Consider the following 17,787-nt stretch of genomic DNA (forward strand, 5'->3'; position numbering starts at 1 on the left):
TTTGGCATAGGCGATGGAATCATGAAAAATCGAATCAGGGATCAACACCGTGGACGCTGACAGCACGCCAGCAACAGCGGTCGCCAATAGAGCTTTCTTGAACAGCGTATGGATTTGCATGTTACGTCTCCAGGTCGTCGCCACGAGAAACGCCAAATCAAGCCGGGAATCCTGTTCAGTTCTTGTCGCTCCTTGCGTGGGATTTTTTCCCACAGTTAACTAATAGCCCTGCTGACCTCGGCCTTCAAGCGCTACGCCGAAAAGCTGACCGGTGGTTGGCCTGCTATGTTTTTCCTATCGCATGGAGGACCACCAGCATGCATTCGGCAATGACGTTGCATACCCCGCGCTTGAAGGACTATGGCGAGCTGGTGCAGGTGTGGGAGGACTCGGTACGCGCCACCCACGACTTTCTCCCGGAGGGCTACATCCTGCTGCTGCGCGACCACGTGCTGCGCCGCTACCTCGACGCGGTAATGCTGGTCTGCTGCCGGGACCGCCAGCGCATCTGTGGCTTCGCCGGGGTCGCCAGCGGGCGCGTGGACATGCTGTTCGTCGCACCGGATTACCGTGGCAAAGGGGTTGGCAAACGCCTTCTGCACTACGCGATCGATGAGCTGAATGCCGAGCGCCTGGACGTCAATGAACAGAATCCGCAGGCCCTGGGCTTCTACCTGCATGAAGGTTTCGAGGTAATCGGCCGTTCGGAAACCGATGGCCTTGGCCAACCCTACCCTCTGCTGCACATGCGGCTGCGCAAAATGGCGTAAATGACACAGATTCCCAGCCCCTCTGGCGCGCAGGCAGGTACAATGCAAGTCTTTCCCTGCCTTTGCGAAATCCCAGTCATGTCCGAACCCGTCCGCCTGTCCAAACGCCTTATCGAACAGCTCGGCTGCTCCCGCCGCGAGGCCGAGCTGTATATCGAAGGCGGCTGGGTCACGGTCGATGGCATGGTGGTCGAACAACCGCAGTTCAAGGTCGCGCAGCAGCGCGTCGAGTTGCTGCCTGGCGCCCGCGCCGAAACGCTGGAGCCGGTCACCTTGCTGCTGAACCAGCCGGCAGGCATGAGCAGCGAAACCGCCCGCGCCGGGATGAGCATGAGCAACTTCAGCGAGGCCCATCGCGAAGGCGTGCGTTCCCTGCACGGGCACTTCGCCCGGCAGGCCTGCGTGGCTCCGCTGGAACCCGGTGCCAGCGGCTTGCAGGTATTCACCCAGGACTGGCGGGTAACCCGCAAGATCGACGCCGACCTGCGCCGCCTGGAGCAGGAGTTCATCGTTGAAGTGCGCGGCGAGACCGCGCCCCAGGCGCTGGAACGCCTGGCACGCGGTGCCACCCGCAATGACCGCGAGCTGCCCAGGGCCAAGGCCAGCTGGCAGAACGAGACTCACCTGCGCATGGCCCTGAAGAACCCGCAGCCAGGGCAGATCGCCGAGTTGTGCGCGTACCTGCGCCTGGAGCTGGTCAGCATGCGCCGCATCCGCCTGGGCGGTGTGTCGATGGGCAAGCTGCCGCTGGGCCAGTGGCGCTACCTGGCCGCTACCGAACGTTTCTAAGCAATACGCCGCGCCCGCAGGCGCGGCACCTGAACAGGATTCTGCAGCAATGAACCACAACGACGTCCTGCGCAGCCTGCGCTACATGCTCAAGGTGAACGACGCCAAGATGGCCGAGATCATCGGGCTAACCGGCCTCGAGGTGCATCCCCTGGTGCTGGCCACCTACTTGAAGAAGGAAGACGAGGAAGGCTTCGTGCGTTGCCCGGAGCGGGTCATGGCGCACTTTCTCGACGGCCTGGTGATCCACCGCCGCGGCAAGGACGACAGCCGCCCGCCGCAGCCGATCGAACTGCCGGTGAGCAACAACCTGATCCTGAAGAAGCTGCGGGTAGCCTTCGAGCTCAAGGAAGACGACCTGCACGCCATCCTCAAATCGGTCAATTTCCCAGTCAGCAAACCCGAGCTCAGCGCGCTGTTCCGCAAGGTCGGCCATGACAACTATCGCCCGTGTGGCGACCAGTTGCTGCGCAACTTCCTCAAGGGCCTGACCCTGCGCGTACGTGGCTGAGCGGCCATGCAGCATACGGTTGCTCCGGTCGGTATCGTCCGCTCCTGTTTCAAGGAGAAGTTCGCCATCCCGCGCCAGCCGCAGCTGGCGCCCGCTGCACGCGGCGTGCTCGAGCTGTTGCCGCCGTTCGACCAGGGTGATGCGGTCGCGGGCCTGGAGCAGGTCAGCCATGTCTGGCTGCTGTTCCTGTTCCACCAGGCGCTGGAAGACAAGCCACGCCTGAAGGTGCGCCCGCCGCGCCTGGGCGGCAACAAGAGCATGGGTGTGTTCGCCACCCGCGCGACCCACAGGCCCAATGGCATCGGCCAATCGGTGGTGCGCCTCGAGGGCGTGGAGCCCGGGCGCCTGCTGCTGTCCGGGATCGACCTGCTCGATGGCACACCGGTGCTGGACATCAAGCCCTATGTGCCCTACGCCGACAGCATCGCCGGCGCCAGCAACCAGATGGCCAGCGAAGCCCCCGCCGCGATCACCGTGCAGTGGAGCGACAATGCCCTGCCGCAGGCTCGCGAACATGCCTTGCGCCTGGGGGAACCGGTGGTCGAGCTGATCGAGCAATGCCTGGCGCAGGACCCACGGCCGGCCTATCAGGTGCCAGTGGCGGAACGGGTGTATGGGGTGAAGTTCTGGGATGTGCAGGTGCGCTGGCATTACCCGCAGCCGGAGGTGATCCGGGTGCTGGAGGTGGTGCCCGCCTGATTTCGGACCTGTCTGGACCGGCCGATTCCACAAAGGGGCCGCGCAGGCATGAAAAAGGCGACCCTAGGGTCGCCTTTTTTGGTTTTACTGCAGCGCGATCAGCGAGCCGGGCCTTCAGCAACGCCGAGGTCGTCGGTCGGACGATTATCGACCAGCGGCGAACCACCGGAGGCCAGCTCCGAGGCCAGCTTGTCGTTGTCCATTTCCTTGACCCACTTGGCCACCACCACGGTAGCCACGGCGTTGCCCACCAGGTTAGTCAGGGCGCGGGCTTCGGACATGAAGCGGTCGATGCCGAGGATCAGCGCCAGGCCGGCAACCGGCAGGTGGCCAACGGCGGACAGGGTCGCAGCCAGGACGATGAAGCCCGAACCGGTTACGCCGGCAGCACCTTTGGAAGCCACCAGCAGCACCAGCAGCAGGGTGATCTGGTGAGTGATGTCCATGGTGGTGTCGGTGGCCTGGGCAATGAACACCGCAGCCATGGTCAGGTAGATCGAGGTGCCGTCCAGGTTGAACGAGTAACCGGTCGGGATGACCAGGCCAACCACCGACTTCTTCGCACCCAGGCGTTCCATCTTGGCCAGCATGCGTGGCAGGGCCGATTCCGAGGAGGAAGTACCCAGCACGATCAGCAGTTCTTCACGGATGTAGCGGATCAGCTTGAGCACGCTGAAACCATGGGCGCGGCAGATGCCACCCAGCACCACCAGCACGAACAGCAGGCAGGTGATGTAGAAGCAGGCCATCAGGTAGCCCAGCTGCACCAGCGAGCCAACGCCGTACTGGCCGATGGTGAAGGCCATGGCGCCGAAGGCACCGACCGGGGCCAGCTTCATGATCATGTTGATGATGTTGAACATCACATGGGCGAAGCGGTCGATCAGGTCCAGCACCGGCTTGCCGTAGCTGCCCAGGCGGTGCAAGGCGAAGCCGAACAGCACGGAGAACATCAGCACCTGCAGGATGTCGCCATTGGCGAAGGCGCCGACCACGGTGTTGGGGATGACGTTGAGCAGGAAGCCGACGGTAGTCTGCTGCGCGCCGGCGGCGGCATAGGCAGCTACGCTGCTGGCATTCAGGGTGTTGACGTCGATGTGCATGCCAGCGCCCGGCTGGACCACGTTGACAACCACCAGGCCGATGATCAGCGCGATGGTGGAGACGATTTCAAAGTACAGCAGCGCGTAGCCACCCGTCTTGCCGACCGACTTCATGCTCTGCATGCCGGCGATGCCGCTGACCACGGTACAGAAAATGATCGGGGCGATGACCATCTTGATCAGTTTGACGAAGCCGTCCCCCAAGGGTTTGAGGGCAACGCCGGTTTCCGGGTAATAGTGGCCGAGCAGGATGCCGATGGTGATGGCGACCAACACCTGGACATACAGGGATTTGTACAGCGGCTGACGTGTCGTCATGGCTAAATTTCCTCAAGTGTGCCGGTTCACCCTTCCCAGGGCGATGCGGCACCTGAATCGCTAACCCTCCTGCACCTGGAGGGATTTGTCGTTGTGTTCGAGCTGCCTGGGCAGGCCTCTGCGAGGATCAATAGCAAGGGTGGTGCCAAAATGCCCATCAAGGGTGCAGACCCCGTATTTGCTGGGGATAAATGCCCAACGACGGGGCGATTTGGCTGAACAAGGCTGGCGGATTTCCGCCCGGTGGCGGGATTTGTACAGGGGATGATGGCGGGAATCCGCCCATCATGGATTGCCTGCGTTGGCCTCTTGCGGGTGAACCCGCTCCCACAGGTACTGCACAGCAACTGAATGCAGTGCGGTCCCCTGTGGAAGCGGGCTTGCCCGCGAAAGGGCCAGCACAGCCTACAGATCAGTCGAGGTCGAACGTGAGATTGCCTGCGCCGGCCTCTTCGCGGGTGAACCGGCTCCCACTGGTACTGCACAGCAACTGAATGCAGTGCGGTCCCCTGTGGGAGCGGGCTTGCCCGCGAAAGGGCCAGCACAGCCTACAGATCAGTCGAGGTCGAATGTGAGATTGCCTGCGTCGGCCTCATCGCGGGTGAACCGCTCCCACAGGTACTGCACAGCAACTGAATGCAGTGCGCCCCCCTGTGGGAGCGGGCTTGCCCGCGAAAGGGCCGGCACAGGCTACCGATCAGTCGAGGTTGAATGTGATCCTGAAGGCCGCGCCTCCCAGGGGAGAATCCTCCAGGCTCAACTCGGCGTCATAGCTGTCGACGATATCCTTGACCACCGCCAGCCCGATACCCTGCCCCGGGTGCTGGCTGTCCAGCCGCTCCCCGCGCTCAAGAATGCGCTCGCGCTGATTGGCCGGCACCCCGGGGCCATCGTCCTCGACGCACAAGGTCAACTGCCCGGGCGCCTGTTCCAGGCTCACCCGCACCTGGCCCAGGCTCAGGCGGTAGGCATTTTCCAGCAGGTTGCCCAACAGCTCCAGCAACGCCCCCTGCTCCATCGGCACCTGCGCCGCATCGGGCAGTTGCAGGGTCACGTTGACCCGTTTGTCCCGATAGACCTTGGCCAAGGTGCTGCACAGGCTGTCGAGCACCGGCCGCAACGCCACGCGGTGGCGAACCAGGCCGCTCTTGCGCAGGCTGGCGCGTTGCAACTGGTAGTCGATCTGCTGGCTCATGCGCTCGATCTGGCTTTGCAGCACCCGCGCCTGCTCGCGCTCGCCGCTACGCTGCTGCAGGCTCTCGCCCACCCCTTGCAGCACCGCCAACGGCGTCTTCAGGCTGTGCGCCAGGTCGTCGAGCGAATCACGGTAGCGCTGGCGCTGCTCGCGCTCGCTGCGCAGCAGGCGGTTCAACGAGCCGGTCAGGCGCAACAGTTCACGCGGGTGCTCATGGCTCAGGCCATCGCGCGACCCCGCCTCCACCTCGTCCAGCTCGCGGCTGAGCCGACGCAACGAACGCAGGCCCCAGGTCAGCCCGGCCCACAGCAGCACCAGCAGCACCAGCAGGGCCGCGCCAAAACCGAGGTAGAGCTTTTCACGCAGGCCGTCGAGGGTGTGCTGGTATTCGCGCACCGGCTGCAGGGCGACGATGCTGTAGGCCGCGCTCTGGCCGCCCAGCAGCTTGATCTCGACGTCGTAGACGAAGAACTCCTCGCCATCGGCCTGGCGAATGCGCGCGAACTCGTTGCCGCGGCCATCGTAACGCGGGCGGTAGTTGACGTTTTGCGCAGCGGTGGCTCGTGACTGCCAGACCAGCTTGCCGTCGCGATCGAAGATATAGCCAAGCAAGCCGGTGTACGGCAGGTTGTAGCGCTCATCCGGCAGCAGCGTGGGCATCTGCAATTGGCCATGCTCGATGCGCGCGGCAGAAATCAGCGTGGTCACGTCCGAGGCCAGGCGTTGTTCGATCGACTCCTGCAGGGCCAGGCTGAAGGCCTTCTGCAAGGCTGGCAGCAGCGCCAGCATGAACAGCAGCGCCAGCAGCGCTGCCGCCAGCATCAGGCGTACCCGCAGGGAACGCATCATCGGCAGCGCTCGGTGAACAGGTAGCCCAGGCCGCGTACGGTGTCGATGGGTTTGAAGCCGCGCTCGCCCTCAAGCTTGCGGCGCAGGCGGCCAACCAGCACTTCGATGATATTCGGGTCGCGTTCCTCGTCACCCGGGTACAGCTGCTCCATCAGGCGTTCCTTGGCCACCACCTGCTGGTGATGGCGCATGAGGTATTCGAGGATACGGTACTCGTATGCAGTCAGGGCCAGGGGCTGTTCGTCGAGGCTGGCCTGCTTGCGGTTGAGGTCGAGTACCAGCGGGCCGGCGGCGATGGTCGACTGGGTGAAGCCACTGGAGCGGCGCAGCAGCGCGTTCAGACGGGCCTCGAGTTCTTCGAACTGGAACGGTTTGACCAGGTAATCGTCGGCACCAGCGGCCAGGCCTTCGACCTTGTCCTGCCAATTGCCACGGGCGGTGAGGATGAGGATGGGGAAGCTCCGGTCCTGGCTGCGCAGCCGGGTGATCAGCTCCAGGCCGCTGATGCCGGGCAGGCCCAGGTCGATGATGGCCAGGTCGAAGTGGTACTGCCCGGCCTGGTACAGCGCTTCCTCGGCATCGCCTACGGCCTCGACCACATGGCCGCTTTCGCCCAGGCGGGTAAAGAGGTGATGGCGAAGCAGGGCTTCATCCTCGACCACCAGCAGTTTCATGTGCAGCTCCTTGTTTGCATTGCCTGTACCGGCCCTTTCGCGGGTAAACCCGCTCCCACAGGGATCGCACAGCGCTTTGAACCTGTGCAGTACCTGTGGGAGCGGGTTTACCCGCGAAAGGGCCGGTACAGGATAACCCGGCTCGCCCGTCAGAACTTGTAGGAAGCCGCCAGGTAGGTCTGCGCGCTGCTGGTCAGTCGCAGGGTGCCGTCCTTCGGCCCGCCATGTGCGCCCACTTCGGTGGCGGCATTGCTGCGCAGGTAACGATAGCCCAGCTCGACCGAAGCTTTGTCGGTGATGTCCTGGATGACGCCGGCCTGCAGGCCGTAGGCATACCCGTAGTCGGTATCGCGGCTCGCACCTGGCGAGTCCTGGGTGAGCTTGGTCACGCCCAGGCTGCCACCGCCGAACAGCTTGGTGGTGTCGCCTACCGGCAGGAACAGGTCATAGCTGCCCAGCAGGTTCTCCTGGCGCAGCTTGAGGCCACTGTGGTCGCCCGAGACGTTGTCATAGGTCATGTAGTAGCGGCCCTGGTCATTGATCTTGCCCAGGCGCACGCCCCAGGTGTCATCCTTGCCGATAATGCCGTCGGCGTCGAGGTGGTCGGTGTTGCGCTGCAGCAGGCCGGACTTGCGAACCTTGTCGCTGGTCTGCCCGTAGGTCAGGCTGGCGAAGTTGTCGTCGGCAGCCTGGGCCGAGGTGATGCCAGCGGCGCAGACGGCCATGGCGGCAAGCAGGGTGTTGAAGGTTTTCATGGCTGGATACTACAGTTGGGTGCGCTGTTACTGTCTGGAAGCTAGAGTAAGCAGGGCACCCTGAACCGCGACTGAACCCTGGTTGAACACCGGCTGAACGAACTGTTTGCAAGAACAAGGAGTAGTGACCATGCGCGCCCTGCTGGCCCTGACCCTGATGTGCAGCGCCGCCCTCGCCCAAGCGGCGGTACAAACCCGCGAGATCCCCTACCAGGACGCCGACGGCAACCGCCTGGTCGGCTACTACGCCTATGACGACGCCGTCGAAGGCAAACGCCCCGGCATCGTCGTGGTGCATGAATGGTGGGGGCTGAACGACTACGCCAAGCGCCGTGCCCGCGACCTGGCGGCGCTGGGCTACAATGCGCTGGCCATCGACATGTATGGCGATGGCAAGCACACCGAGCACCCCGCCGATGCCCAGGCGTTCATGGCCGAAGCACTGAAGGACCCGAAAGCGGCCGAGCGCCGCTTCGACGCCGGGCTGGAACTGCTGAAACTGCAGCCCAATACCAACAAGCACCAGCTGGGGGCCGTAGGCTACTGCTTCGGTGGCAAGGTGGTGCTGGATGCCGCGCGGCGCGGAGAGAAGCTGGATGGCGTGGTGAGCTTCCACGGCGCCCTTGTCACGCAGACCCCGGCCAGGCCCGGTGTGGTGCGGGCGGATATCCTGGTCGAACATGGTGCGGCGGACAGCATGGTGACCCCGCAGCAGGTTGCCGCGTTCAAGGCCGAAATGGATGCGGCCAAGGTCAATTACCAGTTCGTCAGCATCGATGGGGCCAAGCACGGGTTTACCAACCCGGACGCGGACCGCTTGAGCCATGGCGAACATGGCGGGCCGGATATCGGCTACAACAAGGCAGCGGATGAAAGCTCCTGGGCGGACATGCAGGCGTTCTTCAAGAGGGTGTTCAAGTAGACAACGCGAGGGGCCGCTTTGCGGCCCCATCTCCCACGCCGCCGCCTCGGCTGGCACAATAGCCCCATGAATACACTTCCTGCCTGCTGCGCCCCTCTCCAGCACCACTGGCCTCTACCCCGTCCATTGCCCGGCGCGGTGCTGGTCAGTTGCGCTTTCGACCCCAGCCGCCTGGCCCCCGACGACTTCCAGCGTGCCGGGGTGGTGCCAGGCGCCAGCCTGCAGCGCTCGGTAGCCAAGCGCCAGGCCGAGTACCTGGCCGGCCGGGTCTGCGCCCGCGCTGCACTGCAGCGCCTGGACGGTCGTGACTACGTGCCTGGCACCCACGAAGACCGCTCGCCAATCTGGCCCGCCGGCATCCATGGCTCGATCACCCATGGCCAGGGCTGGGCCGCCGCCGTGGTCGCCGCCGAGGGCAGTTGCCAGGGCCTGGGCCTGGACCAGGAAGCGCTGCTGGACGATGACCGCGCCGAACGGCTGATGGGCGAAATCCTCACCCCGGCCGAACTCGAACGCCTGGACCGCAACCAGCTCGGCCTGGCCGTGACCCTGACCTTCTCGCTGAAGGAAAGCCTGTTCAAAACCCTCTACCCGCTGACCCAGCAACGCTTCTATTTCGAGCACGCCGAAGTGCTGGAATGGTCCAGCGAAGGCCTGGCCCGCCTGCGCCTGCTCACCGACCTGTCGCCGCAGTGGCGGCAGGGTGCCGAGCTGCAGGGCCAGTTCTGCCTGCAGGACGGCCACCTGCTCAGCCTGGTCAGCGTCTGATCGCTACACGGCTGGCTGCTGCCGTGGCCAGTTCAGGCTGAAGCAGGCACCGCCCAGCGCGGCGCTGCGCCCTACCGTTGCCCGCCCCGCGTGCCAGTAGATGATGCGACGCACGATCGACAGGCCCAGGCCATGCCCGCCCGAGGCCCGGGTACGGCTGTCATCGAGCCGGGTGAACGGCGTGAAGATGCGGTCCCAGACGCCCTCGGGAACCCCGGGGCCGTCGTCCTCCACGTCGATGCGACAGCGCTGTTGCCCCAACTGGTAGCTCAGGCGCACCTCGGCCTCGGCATGGCGCATGGCGTTGCCCACCAGGTTCTGCAGGGCCCGGTGCAGGTAACGCGGCTCGGCCTCGACCCAGGCGCCTTCGGCATCGGCGCCGTGGCATTCACCGCGTAGCACGCGTACCCCCACGCGCAGTGGTGCCAGCTCCTCGATCACCCGGTCGAGCAAGGCATCCAGGTCAATCCGCTCGAACTTCAACGCAGGCGCGCCCTGCTCCAGGCGGGCGTAGGTGAGCATCTCGTCGACCAGCTTGTCGAGGTCCTGGATATCCCCGTCCATGCCCGCCAGATGCTTGGCCCGGGCCTGCTCGGTGGTGGCACTTTCGAGCATCTCCAGGCCAAAGCGCAGGCGTGCCACTGGCGTGCGCAGCTCATGGGAAACCGCGCGCACCAGCTCGCGCTGCATGGTCAGCGAGCGCTGCAGGTGCTCGGCCATGCCGTTGAACGCTGCCGCCAGGCGCCCTACCGAATCGGCATCAGCGGTTGGCACGCGGGTGTCCAGGCTGCCCTGGGCGATGCGCGTGGCAGCCACTTCCAGGCCGGAAACACGCCGCTCCAGCTGACGCACCAGCAGGTAGACCACCAGGCCGATCAGGCACAGGCCGAGGAAGGCGATCAGGATCAGCAACTGCGGTGGATACGGGTTGAGCTGATACAAAGGGCCAATTTCCAGCACCCAGGGCGAACCGGCCAAGCCGGCGAACACACGGATCGAGTCGCCATCCTTGCCCAGCGCCATCACCGTATCGCCCTCCTCGACCCGACGTCGCTGGTCGTCGTCCAGGCTTACCCGCTCGATGCGCTGCAGGGCCACGCCAAAGCCAAAGCCCTTGTCGCGCTTGAGCTGCTCCAGGCGCTGCTGCTGTTCTGTCACCGGGTAACGCACCAGCTCGTCGGCCAGCAGGTACAGGGTGGCCCGCGCCAGTTGTTCGCTGACCTGCTTGACCTCGGCGACCAGCAGCAAGTCCTGCTGGCCAACCTTGCGCAATATCCGGGCGGCATGCGGGCCGGTCTTCTCGACCACCACCAGGCCGCGGCCCAAACGGGCGCGCTGGCCGCCATCAAGGGGGTGCGCAGTGGTTGGCTGCAGGGCCAGCGGCACCCCGAGCAGGCGCTCCCAGATCAGCAGCGAGCGCTTGCGCTCGGTGTCGTTCTGCAGCGCCAGGTTGTCGGCCATCAGGCTGAAGGTCCCCTGGGCCAGGCGCTCGCGATGCTGGGCGGCACGCACCTCGTTGACCAGGTGCAGGCTCAGCGCCCCGAGCAGGGCCACCAGCACCAGCACGGCCAGCATGCCGCCGTAGATGCGCAGGAAGATCGAGTTGTTCATGACGCCTCGCCGACGAACAGGTAGCCCTTGCTGCGCAGGGTCTTGATCAACCTTGGCTGGAGCGGGTCGTCGCCGATCTTGGGGCGGATCTTCGAAATGCGGATGTCGATGGACCGGTCCTGGCCGTCGTAGCCGACGCCGCGCAGCGCGGTGAAGATCTGTTCACGGGTCAACACCCGACCGGCGTTGCTGGCCAGCAGCCAGAGCAGGTCGAATTCGGCGCCGGTCAGTTCGATCAACTGTTCGCCCAAGCGCGCCTCCCGCAGCCGATTGTCGATACGCAGTGCACCGAAGGCCAGCGCCTGGCGTTTGTTGTCCGCTGCCTCGCTGCGGCGCAGCAGGGCCTGGATGCGCGCCAGCAACAGGCGTGGGCGCACCGGTTTGCACACGTAGTCGTCGGCCCCCAGGTCCAGACCCTGGACCTGGTCGAGCTCGTCGCTGCGGGCGGTAAGCATGAGGATCGGCCCGGGGTACTGGCTGCGCACCCGCCGGCAGATGCTCAGGCCGTCCTCGCCGGGCAGCATGAGGTCGAGGACGACCAGGTCGGGCTGGCCGTCGACGATGCGCCGCGCGGCACGCGCGCCATCGCCTTCGACGCTGACCTCGAAGCCGTTGGCCTGCAGGTACTCGGCAGTGAGCTCGGCCAGACGCTGGTCGTCTTCGACAATGAGGATTCGGGTTGCGGGGTGGTCCATGGCTTGTGCCTTTGCTTGTTGTTTTTCTGTGGCCTGTGCCGGCCCCTTCGCGGGCTCGCCCGCTTCCACAAGGACCGCGCCGCTTTCAAGGCTTGCACAGTACCTGTGGGAGCGGGCGTGCCCGCAAAGAGGCCAGTGCAGGAAACATGACCCTTTAACCAAAAGGCAACATCTGCTTCGGATACTACGTCCCGCCCCCGGCACTGCCAAGCCGCCCGCCAGCCCCTCGACTGAACCGTTTTTTGTGATACGGTTCGCGCCCGAAAAATTATGCGTCGGCGTGCCAGAAAGCAGAAAAATACTGCAAACCACTTGGCACAAGGCCTACAGCGAATACCCACCATTCACTCACAAAGTACGCACAAGTTATCCACAGGCGATCGCCTTGCAAAGCCCCCGATACCGCATTATCTTGTATCCCGATCGCAGCGAACCACTAGATATTGGGGTTCGTGCAAAATCACACACAAAAGTCAACCCGCAAAATCAAGCGATTTTCCGGCTGGGCTTCACGTGATTCCAGCAGCCAAACCGCTCCTGCGGAGGTGACCGAGGCAAAGCCCTTCCAGGGCCTTGTTCGGGTATGGATGTGTCAGGCCAGACCTGGCATCCATCAGCAACAGTTCCGGGCCCGGCCCAGAACCTTTGACTTCGGCCAGGGAGCGGCAAGCCATTTGCCCCTTATTCCTGAGTCTGTCCCGAAGTCGGTACGCCCGTGCGGGCGGATGCGCATGCGTTTGCGCAGCCCCTGCCAGGCCATCGAGCAAGTGGACGGAACGGTGGGCGCCCAAAAGGCGCCTGAACAATATAGAAACTGTGGAGACACCCACCCATGCAAACCGATACGACTCGCGAGAACCCGCAGGCCAAGGTGCCGCAGGCCGCCGATTCCACCCAGGATCTGGCTGCCACCGCGCCCGGCCAACTGCGCGTGATCAAGCGTAACGGCACTGTCGTCCCCTACACCGACGACAAGATCACCGTGGCCATCACCAAGGCGTTCCTCGCAGTTGAAGGCGGTACCGCCGCCGCTTCGTCGCGCATCCACGACACCGTTGCACGCCTGACCGAGCAGGTTACCGCCACGTTCAAGCGTCGCATGCCATCGGGTGGCACCATCCACATCGAAGAAATCCAGGACCAGGTCGAACTGGCCCTGATGCGCGCCGGCGAGCAGAAAGTCGCCCGTGACTACGTGATCTACCGCGAGCAGCGCGCCAAGGAGCGTGCCACCCGCGTCAACAGCGAAGCCGTGGTCGAGCCGCACCCAAGCATTCGCATCACCCTGGCCGACGGCAGCCTGGCGCCGCTCGACATGGCCCGCCTGAACACCATCATCAGCGAAGCCTGCGAAGGCCTGGCCGAGGTCGACGGCGACCTGATCCAGCGCGATACCCTGAAGAACCTGTACGACGGCGTAGCCATCAAGGACGTCAACACCGCCCTGGTGATGACCGCCCGTACCCTGGTCGAGCGCGAGCCGAACTACTCGTTCGTCACCGCCCGCCTGCTGATGGACACCCTGCGCGCCGAAGGCCTGGGCTTCCTTGGCGTCGCCGAGAGCGCCACCCACCACGAAATGGCCGAGCTGTACGCCAAGGCCCTGCCGGCCTACGTCGAGAAAGGCGTCGAGTTCGAGCTGCTGGACCCAGCCTTGAAAGGCTACGACCTGGAGCGCCTGGGCAAGGCCATCGACCACGAGCGTGACCAGCAATTCACCTACCTGGGCCTGCAGACCCTGTACGACCGCTACTTCATCCACAAGGATGGCGTGCGCTTCGAGTTGCCGCAGGTATTCTTCATGCGTGTGGCCATGGGCCTGGCGCTGGCCGAGAAAGACAAGGAAGCCCGCGCGATCGAGTTCTACAACCTGTTGTCGTCCTTCGACTACATGGCCTCGACCCCGACCCTGTTCAACGCCGGTACCCTGCGCCCGCAGCTGTCCAGCTGCTACCTGACCACCGTGCCGGACGACCTGTCGGGCATCTACCACGCGATCCACGACAACGCCATGCTGTCGAAATTCGCCGGTGGCCTGGGCAACGACTGGACCCCGGTACGTGCACTGGGCTCGTACATCAAGGGCACCAACGGCAAGTCGCAGGGCGTCGTGCCGTTCCTCAAAGTGGTCAACGACACCGCCGTTGCCGTGAACCAGGGTGGCAAGCGCAAGGGCGCCGTGTGTGCCTACCTGGAAACCTGGCACCTGGACATCGAAGAATTTATCGAGCTGCGCAAGAACACCGGTGATGACCGCCGTCGTACCCACGACATGAACACCGCCAACTGGATCCCTGACCTGTTCATGAAGCGTGTCTTCGATGACGGCAAGTGGACCCTGTTCTCGCCTTCGGAAGTGCCAGACCTGCACGACCTGACCGGCAAGGCCTTCGAAGAGCGCTACGAGTACTACGAAGCCCTGACCGAGTACAACAAGATCAAGGTGTTCAAGACCGTCCAGGCCAAAGACCTGTGGCGCAAGATGCTGTCGATGCTGTTCGAGACCGGCCACCCGTGGCTGACCTTCAAGGACCCGTGCAACCTGCGTTCGCCGCAGCAGCACGTGGGCGTGGTGCACAGCTCGAACCTGTGCACCGAGATCACCCTGAACACCAACAAGGACGAGATCGCGGTCTGCAACCTGGGCTCGATCAACCTGCCGAACCACATCGTCGACGGCAAGCTGGACACCGCCAAGCTGCAACGCACCGTGAACACCGCCGTGCGCATGCTCGACAACGTGATCGACATCAACTACTACTCGGTGCCGCAAGCGCGTAACTCGAACTTCAAGCACCGCCCGGTCGGCCTGGGCATCATGGGCTTCCAGGATGCGCTGTACCTGCAGCACATCCCGTACGGTTCCGATGCTGCCGTCGAGTTCGCCGACAAGTCGATGGAAGCGGTCAGCTACTATGCGATCCAAGCGTCCTGCGACCTGGCCGACGAGCGCGGTGCCTACGAGACCTTCCAGGGTTCGCTGTGGTCCAAGGGCATCCTGCCGCTGGATTCGCAACAGATCCTGATCGAGGCCCGTGGTGCCAAGTACATCGACGTCAACCTGGAAGAGTCCCTCGACTGGGGCCCGGTACGCGAGCGCGTCAAGAAAGGTATTCGTAACTCGAACATCATGGCCATCGCGCCGACCGCGACCATCGCCAACATCACCGGCGTATCGCAGTCGATCGAGCCGACCTACCAGAACCTGTACGTGAAATCGAACCTGTCGGGCGAGTTCACCGTGATCAACCCGTACCTGGTCCGCGACCTGAAGGCCCGTGGCCTGTGGGACTCGGTCATGATCAACGACCTGAAGTACTACGACGGTTCGGTGCAGCAGATCGAGCGTATCCCGCAAGAGCTGAAGGACCTGTACGCCACCGCGTTCGAAGTCGAGACCAAGTGGATCGTCGATGCCGCCTCGCGTCGCCAGAAGTGGATCGACCAGGCTCAGTCGCTGAACCTTTACATCGCCGGCGCTTCGGGCAAGAAGCTGGACGTGACCTACCGCATGGCCTGGTACCGTGGCTTGAAGACCACCTACTACCTCCGTGCCCTGGCCGCGACCAGCACCGAGAAGTCGACCATCAACACCGGCAAGCTCAACGCCGTTTCCAGCGGCGGCGACAGCGCCCCGGTCCAGGCAGCCGGCCCTGCGCCAGTGCCGAAGGCCTGCGCGATCGACGAGCCTGACTGCGAAGCCTGCCAGTAAGGCCTGAGTGCCGCGCGGGGTGCCTACCGGTGCCCCGCGCGGCATTTTTGTATCCACGTCCCGAAGAAATCTTGCCCTTTGCCCTGCGTTCGCGTGGGTCGGTAAAAGGACAGGACCTCTCAAAAAAGGACGTAACCCATGGCGCGGAAAAAAATGACATCTCGCAAGATTGGTCGCAATGCGGAAACCGGCCGCTTCACTTCGGTGGAACAGGCCCGCAAGCATCCCAAGACGCACATTGTCGAAACGCTGCATACCCCTCGCAGTTAACACAGCCAATGCAGGAGCGACCTTGTGTCGCGATGGGGTGCGAAGCGCCCCGGAATGGCAGCTCCGGCGCACCCATTCTGGGGCCGTCTTGCGGCCTTATCGCGGCACAAGGCCGCTCCTACAAAGATCGCGCCAACCCCACATCCTGTGCCAGAAAAATAAATAGGCACAACATATAGTGACATCCACATTTTATCGCTAAACTTCCTCCCCGTACCCAATGACACCCGCTTGGTGAACGGATGCACGCCAGACCGGTCGAAAAAGTTACCCTCGCCCGCCAGACACGCGTCCCGATCGAAGGCGAATTCCGGTATACTGCGGCCCCTCTGAAAAGGGCACCTATCAATTGTCCCTGGCCCCTCCGAGAGGCCTGGCCAGGTACAAGCCAGAACACACCCGATGTAACGAGAGTCAGCCTCTCGAGCTGTCCATTCGCCGTAACGGCCTTGCGTCAGGCATCACATTCTTAACATCCAACCGGTTGCCCGAGGGCAACCCTCAAGCAGGAGCCAAACCATGCTGAGCTGGGACGAATTCGACAAGGAAGACGGCGAAGTCGCCGCCAAAGGCAATACCCCTGCGCAGGCCGCTGCCGCCGCCACCCTCGACAAGCTCGACAGCGCCGGTGGTGCCGCTGCCCTGGAAGCCCGTGCCGCCAGTGCCGACGACTCCGATGCGGTCAAGCGCGCCAAGGCTGCCCTGAACGACCTCGACATCGCCGAAGGCCTGGCCGAGCTGGAAGGCTCCAGCGCTCGCGTTCGCGTTGACGAAAAGCGCATGATCAACTGCCGCGCCGACCTCAACCAGCTGGTCCCGTTCAAGTACGACTGGGCCTGGCAGAAGTACCTCGACGGCTGTGCCAACCACTGGATGCCGCAAGAGGTCAACATGACCGCCGACATCGCCCTGTGGAAGAGCATGGACGGCCTGACCGAAGACGAGCGCCGCATCGTCATGCGCAACCTCGGCTTCTTCTCCACCGCCGACTCGCTGGTGGCCAACAACCTGGCCCTGGCCGTGTACCGCCTGATCACCAACCCGGAGTGCCGCCAGTACATCCTGCGCCAGGCCTTCGAAGAGGCGATCCACACCCACGCCTACCAGTACTGCATTGAGTCGCTGGGCATGGATGAAGGCGAGATCTTCAACATGTACCACGAGATCCCGTCGGTGGCGAAGAAAGCCGCCTGGGGCCTGAAGTACACCCGCGCCATCTCCGACCCGGAATTCAACACCGGCACCGTCGAAACCGACAAGGAGCTGCTGCGCAACCTGATCGCCTACTACTGCGTGCTGGAAGGCATCTTCTTCTACTGCGGCTTCACCCAGATCCTGTCCATGGGCCGCCGCAACAAGATGACCGGCGTCGCCGAGCAGTTCCAGTACATCCTGCGTGACGAGTCGATGCACCTGAACTTCGGTATCGACGTGATCAACCAGATCAAGATCGAGAACCCGCACCTGTGGGACGCGGCGATGAAGGAAGAAGCGACCCAGATGATCCTGCAAGGGACCCAGCTGGAGATCGAATACGCCCGTGACACCATGCCACGCGGCGTGCTGGGCATGAACGCGGCGATGATGGAGGACTACCTCAAGTTCATCGCCAACCGTCGCCTGACCCAGATTGGCCTGAAGGAAGAGTACCCGGGGACTACCAACCCGTTCCCGTGGATGAGCGAGATCATGGACTTGAAGAAAGAGAAGAACTTCTTCGAGACGCGAGTGATCGAGTATCAGACGGGTGGTGCGTTGAGCTGGGATTGATAATCCTAGCGAAGCATAGAGAAGGCTGCCGATTGGCAGCCTTTTTTATTGGCAGGAAAAAAGTCGAAGAGGAAGCTTCCTACAAGGCATGTACCGGTAAACCGGCATTTGCGTTGGTGGTTGACGCATGAGCTGGTGGCGGTGACACGACTGAGGATGCGGGATATGCCGGTGGTGCTGGCTGGGGAAGTGGAACACCCGCCGGTAGAGGAGCCGAAATTGAGTTGGCGGGAATGTGCGCAGCGGGCGCTGCGGTTGCATGGGGTTTAACCGCCGGGTTTGCCTGGGCGGGCCTCCTCGCGGGGCAAGCCCGCTCCTACAGGTACTGCGATGGCTTCGAATTAACGCTGTACCTGTAGGAGCGGGCTTGCCCCGC

At 63.6% G+C, this 17,787-nt stretch carries 14 protein-coding genes; 8 read left to right on the forward strand and 6 right to left on the reverse strand.

Annotated features, from left to right (window positions below; all coding sequences use genetic code 11):
* Window positions 1-317 precede the first annotated feature (317 nt).
* From QSV36_RS08205 to tsaA, 4 genes are all read left to right on the forward strand, one after another.
* A complete protein-coding gene (locus QSV36_RS08205; protein ID WP_289131129.1) occupies window positions 318-770 on the forward strand; it encodes a GNAT family N-acetyltransferase in 453 nt (150 codons plus the stop codon).
* Window positions 771-848: 78 nt separating this feature from the next.
* Window positions 849-1,559 (forward strand): rRNA pseudouridine synthase, encoded by a 711-nt coding sequence (locus tag QSV36_RS08210; protein WP_289131130.1) that lies wholly within the window; start codon window positions 849-851, stop codon window positions 1,557-1,559.
* Window positions 1,560-1,608: 49 nt separating this feature from the next.
* Entirely contained in the window at window positions 1,609-2,070 is a 462-nt protein-coding gene (locus tag QSV36_RS08215; RefSeq protein ID WP_225778887.1) for a YehS family protein, read from the forward strand.
* 6 nt (window positions 2,071-2,076) lie between these two features.
* Window positions 2,077-2,769: a tRNA (N6-threonylcarbamoyladenosine(37)-N6)-methyltransferase TrmO gene (gene tsaA, locus QSV36_RS08220; RefSeq protein WP_289131131.1), complete on the forward strand. Its 693-nt coding sequence runs from the start codon at window positions 2,077-2,079 to the stop codon at window positions 2,767-2,769.
* A 98-nt stretch (window positions 2,770-2,867) separates the two neighbouring features.
* Here tsaA and QSV36_RS08225 read toward each other — a convergent pair whose 3' ends face one another.
* The 4 genes from QSV36_RS08225 to QSV36_RS08240 form a co-directional block, all read right to left on the reverse strand.
* Window positions 2,868-4,190 carry a dicarboxylate/amino acid:cation symporter gene (locus tag QSV36_RS08225; RefSeq protein ID WP_225778889.1) on the reverse strand — a complete coding sequence of 441 codons (1,323 nt, stop codon included), beginning with the start codon at window positions 4,188-4,190 and terminating at the stop codon, window positions 2,868-2,870.
* A gap of 697 nt (window positions 4,191-4,887) precedes the next feature.
* Complete coding sequence (locus QSV36_RS08230; protein WP_289131132.1) at window positions 4,888-6,234, reverse strand: ATP-binding protein; 1,347 nt, start codon at window positions 6,232-6,234, stop codon at window positions 4,888-4,890.
* A complete protein-coding gene (locus QSV36_RS08235; protein WP_289131133.1) occupies window positions 6,231-6,908 on the reverse strand; it encodes a response regulator in 678 nt (225 codons plus the stop codon). The genes QSV36_RS08230 and QSV36_RS08235 overlap by 4 nt, the downstream gene beginning before the upstream one ends.
* 149 nt (window positions 6,909-7,057) lie before the next feature.
* Window positions 7,058-7,663 (reverse strand): putative outer membrane beta-barrel protein, encoded by a 606-nt coding sequence (locus QSV36_RS08240; protein WP_186680170.1) that lies wholly within the window; start codon window positions 7,661-7,663, stop codon window positions 7,058-7,060.
* A 130-nt stretch (window positions 7,664-7,793) separates the two neighbouring features.
* Here QSV36_RS08240 and QSV36_RS08245 point away from each other — a divergent pair, with 130 nt between their 5' ends.
* On the forward strand, window positions 7,794-8,585 hold the full coding sequence (locus tag QSV36_RS08245; RefSeq protein ID WP_289131134.1) for a dienelactone hydrolase family protein: 792 nt from the start codon (window positions 7,794-7,796) through the stop codon (window positions 8,583-8,585).
* Between the two features lie 66 nt (window positions 8,586-8,651).
* A complete protein-coding gene (locus tag QSV36_RS08250) occupies window positions 8,652-9,353 on the forward strand; it encodes a 4'-phosphopantetheinyl transferase family protein (protein WP_289131135.1) in 702 nt (233 codons plus the stop codon).
* 3 nt (window positions 9,354-9,356) lie between these two features.
* On the opposite strand, the gene QSV36_RS08255 is transcribed toward QSV36_RS08250, so the two are convergent.
* Together QSV36_RS08255 and QSV36_RS08260 are read right to left on the reverse strand one after the other, a co-directional pair.
* Entirely contained in the window at window positions 9,357-10,964 is a 1,608-nt protein-coding gene (locus QSV36_RS08255; protein WP_289131136.1) for an ATP-binding protein, read from the reverse strand.
* A complete protein-coding gene (locus QSV36_RS08260) occupies window positions 10,961-11,659 on the reverse strand; it encodes a response regulator (RefSeq protein WP_289131137.1) in 699 nt (232 codons plus the stop codon). The genes QSV36_RS08255 and QSV36_RS08260 overlap by 4 nt, the downstream gene beginning before the upstream one ends.
* Before the next feature lie 832 nt (window positions 11,660-12,491).
* Between QSV36_RS08260 and QSV36_RS08265 the strand changes: the two genes are divergently transcribed.
* Both QSV36_RS08265 and QSV36_RS08270 read left to right on the forward strand, forming a co-directional pair.
* Window positions 12,492-15,371, forward strand: coding sequence for a ribonucleoside-diphosphate reductase subunit alpha (locus tag QSV36_RS08265; RefSeq protein ID WP_289131138.1), 2,880 nt, complete (start codon window positions 12,492-12,494; stop codon window positions 15,369-15,371).
* Window positions 15,372-16,160: 789 nt separating this feature from the next.
* Window positions 16,161-17,411 (forward strand): ribonucleotide-diphosphate reductase subunit beta, encoded by a 1,251-nt coding sequence (locus QSV36_RS08270; protein ID WP_170031641.1) that lies wholly within the window; start codon window positions 16,161-16,163, stop codon window positions 17,409-17,411.
* The last annotated feature ends 376 nt before the right edge of the window (window positions 17,412-17,787 follow it).

The organism is Pseudomonas sp. BCRC 81390, assembly GCF_030341915.1.
Classification (GTDB): Bacteria; Pseudomonadota; Gammaproteobacteria; order Pseudomonadales; family Pseudomonadaceae; genus Aquipseudomonas.

Excerpts from the sequence above, each read along its gene's own strand:
- QSV36_RS08205 (WP_289131129.1), top strand. The coding sequence starts at position 318 with ATGCATTCGGCAATGACGTTGCATACCCCGCGCTTGAAGGACTATGGC.
- QSV36_RS08210 (WP_289131130.1), top strand. The coding sequence starts at position 849 with ATGTCCGAACCCGTCCGCCTGTCCAAACGCCTTATCGAACAGCTCGGC.
- QSV36_RS08215 (WP_225778887.1), top strand. The coding sequence starts at position 1,609 with ATGAACCACAACGACGTCCTGCGCAGCCTGCGCTACATGCTCAAGGTG.
- tsaA (WP_289131131.1), top strand. The coding sequence starts at position 2,077 with ATGCAGCATACGGTTGCTCCGGTCGGTATCGTCCGCTCCTGTTTCAAG.
- QSV36_RS08225 (WP_225778889.1), bottom strand. The coding sequence starts at position 4,190 with ATGACGACACGTCAGCCGCTGTACAAATCCCTGTATGTCCAGGTGTTG.
- QSV36_RS08230 (WP_289131132.1), bottom strand. The coding sequence starts at position 6,234 with ATGATGCGTTCCCTGCGGGTACGCCTGATGCTGGCGGCAGCGCTGCTG.
- QSV36_RS08235 (WP_289131133.1), bottom strand. The coding sequence starts at position 6,908 with ATGAAACTGCTGGTGGTCGAGGATGAAGCCCTGCTTCGCCATCACCTC.
- QSV36_RS08240 (WP_186680170.1), bottom strand. The coding sequence starts at position 7,663 with ATGAAAACCTTCAACACCCTGCTTGCCGCCATGGCCGTCTGCGCCGCT.
- QSV36_RS08245 (WP_289131134.1), top strand. The coding sequence starts at position 7,794 with ATGCGCGCCCTGCTGGCCCTGACCCTGATGTGCAGCGCCGCCCTCGCC.
- QSV36_RS08250 (WP_289131135.1), top strand. The coding sequence starts at position 8,652 with ATGAATACACTTCCTGCCTGCTGCGCCCCTCTCCAGCACCACTGGCCT.
- QSV36_RS08255 (WP_289131136.1), bottom strand. The coding sequence starts at position 10,964 with ATGAACAACTCGATCTTCCTGCGCATCTACGGCGGCATGCTGGCCGTG.
- QSV36_RS08260 (WP_289131137.1), bottom strand. The coding sequence starts at position 11,659 with ATGGACCACCCCGCAACCCGAATCCTCATTGTCGAAGACGACCAGCGT.
- QSV36_RS08265 (WP_289131138.1), top strand. The coding sequence starts at position 12,492 with ATGCAAACCGATACGACTCGCGAGAACCCGCAGGCCAAGGTGCCGCAG.
- QSV36_RS08270 (WP_170031641.1), top strand. The coding sequence starts at position 16,161 with ATGCTGAGCTGGGACGAATTCGACAAGGAAGACGGCGAAGTCGCCGCC.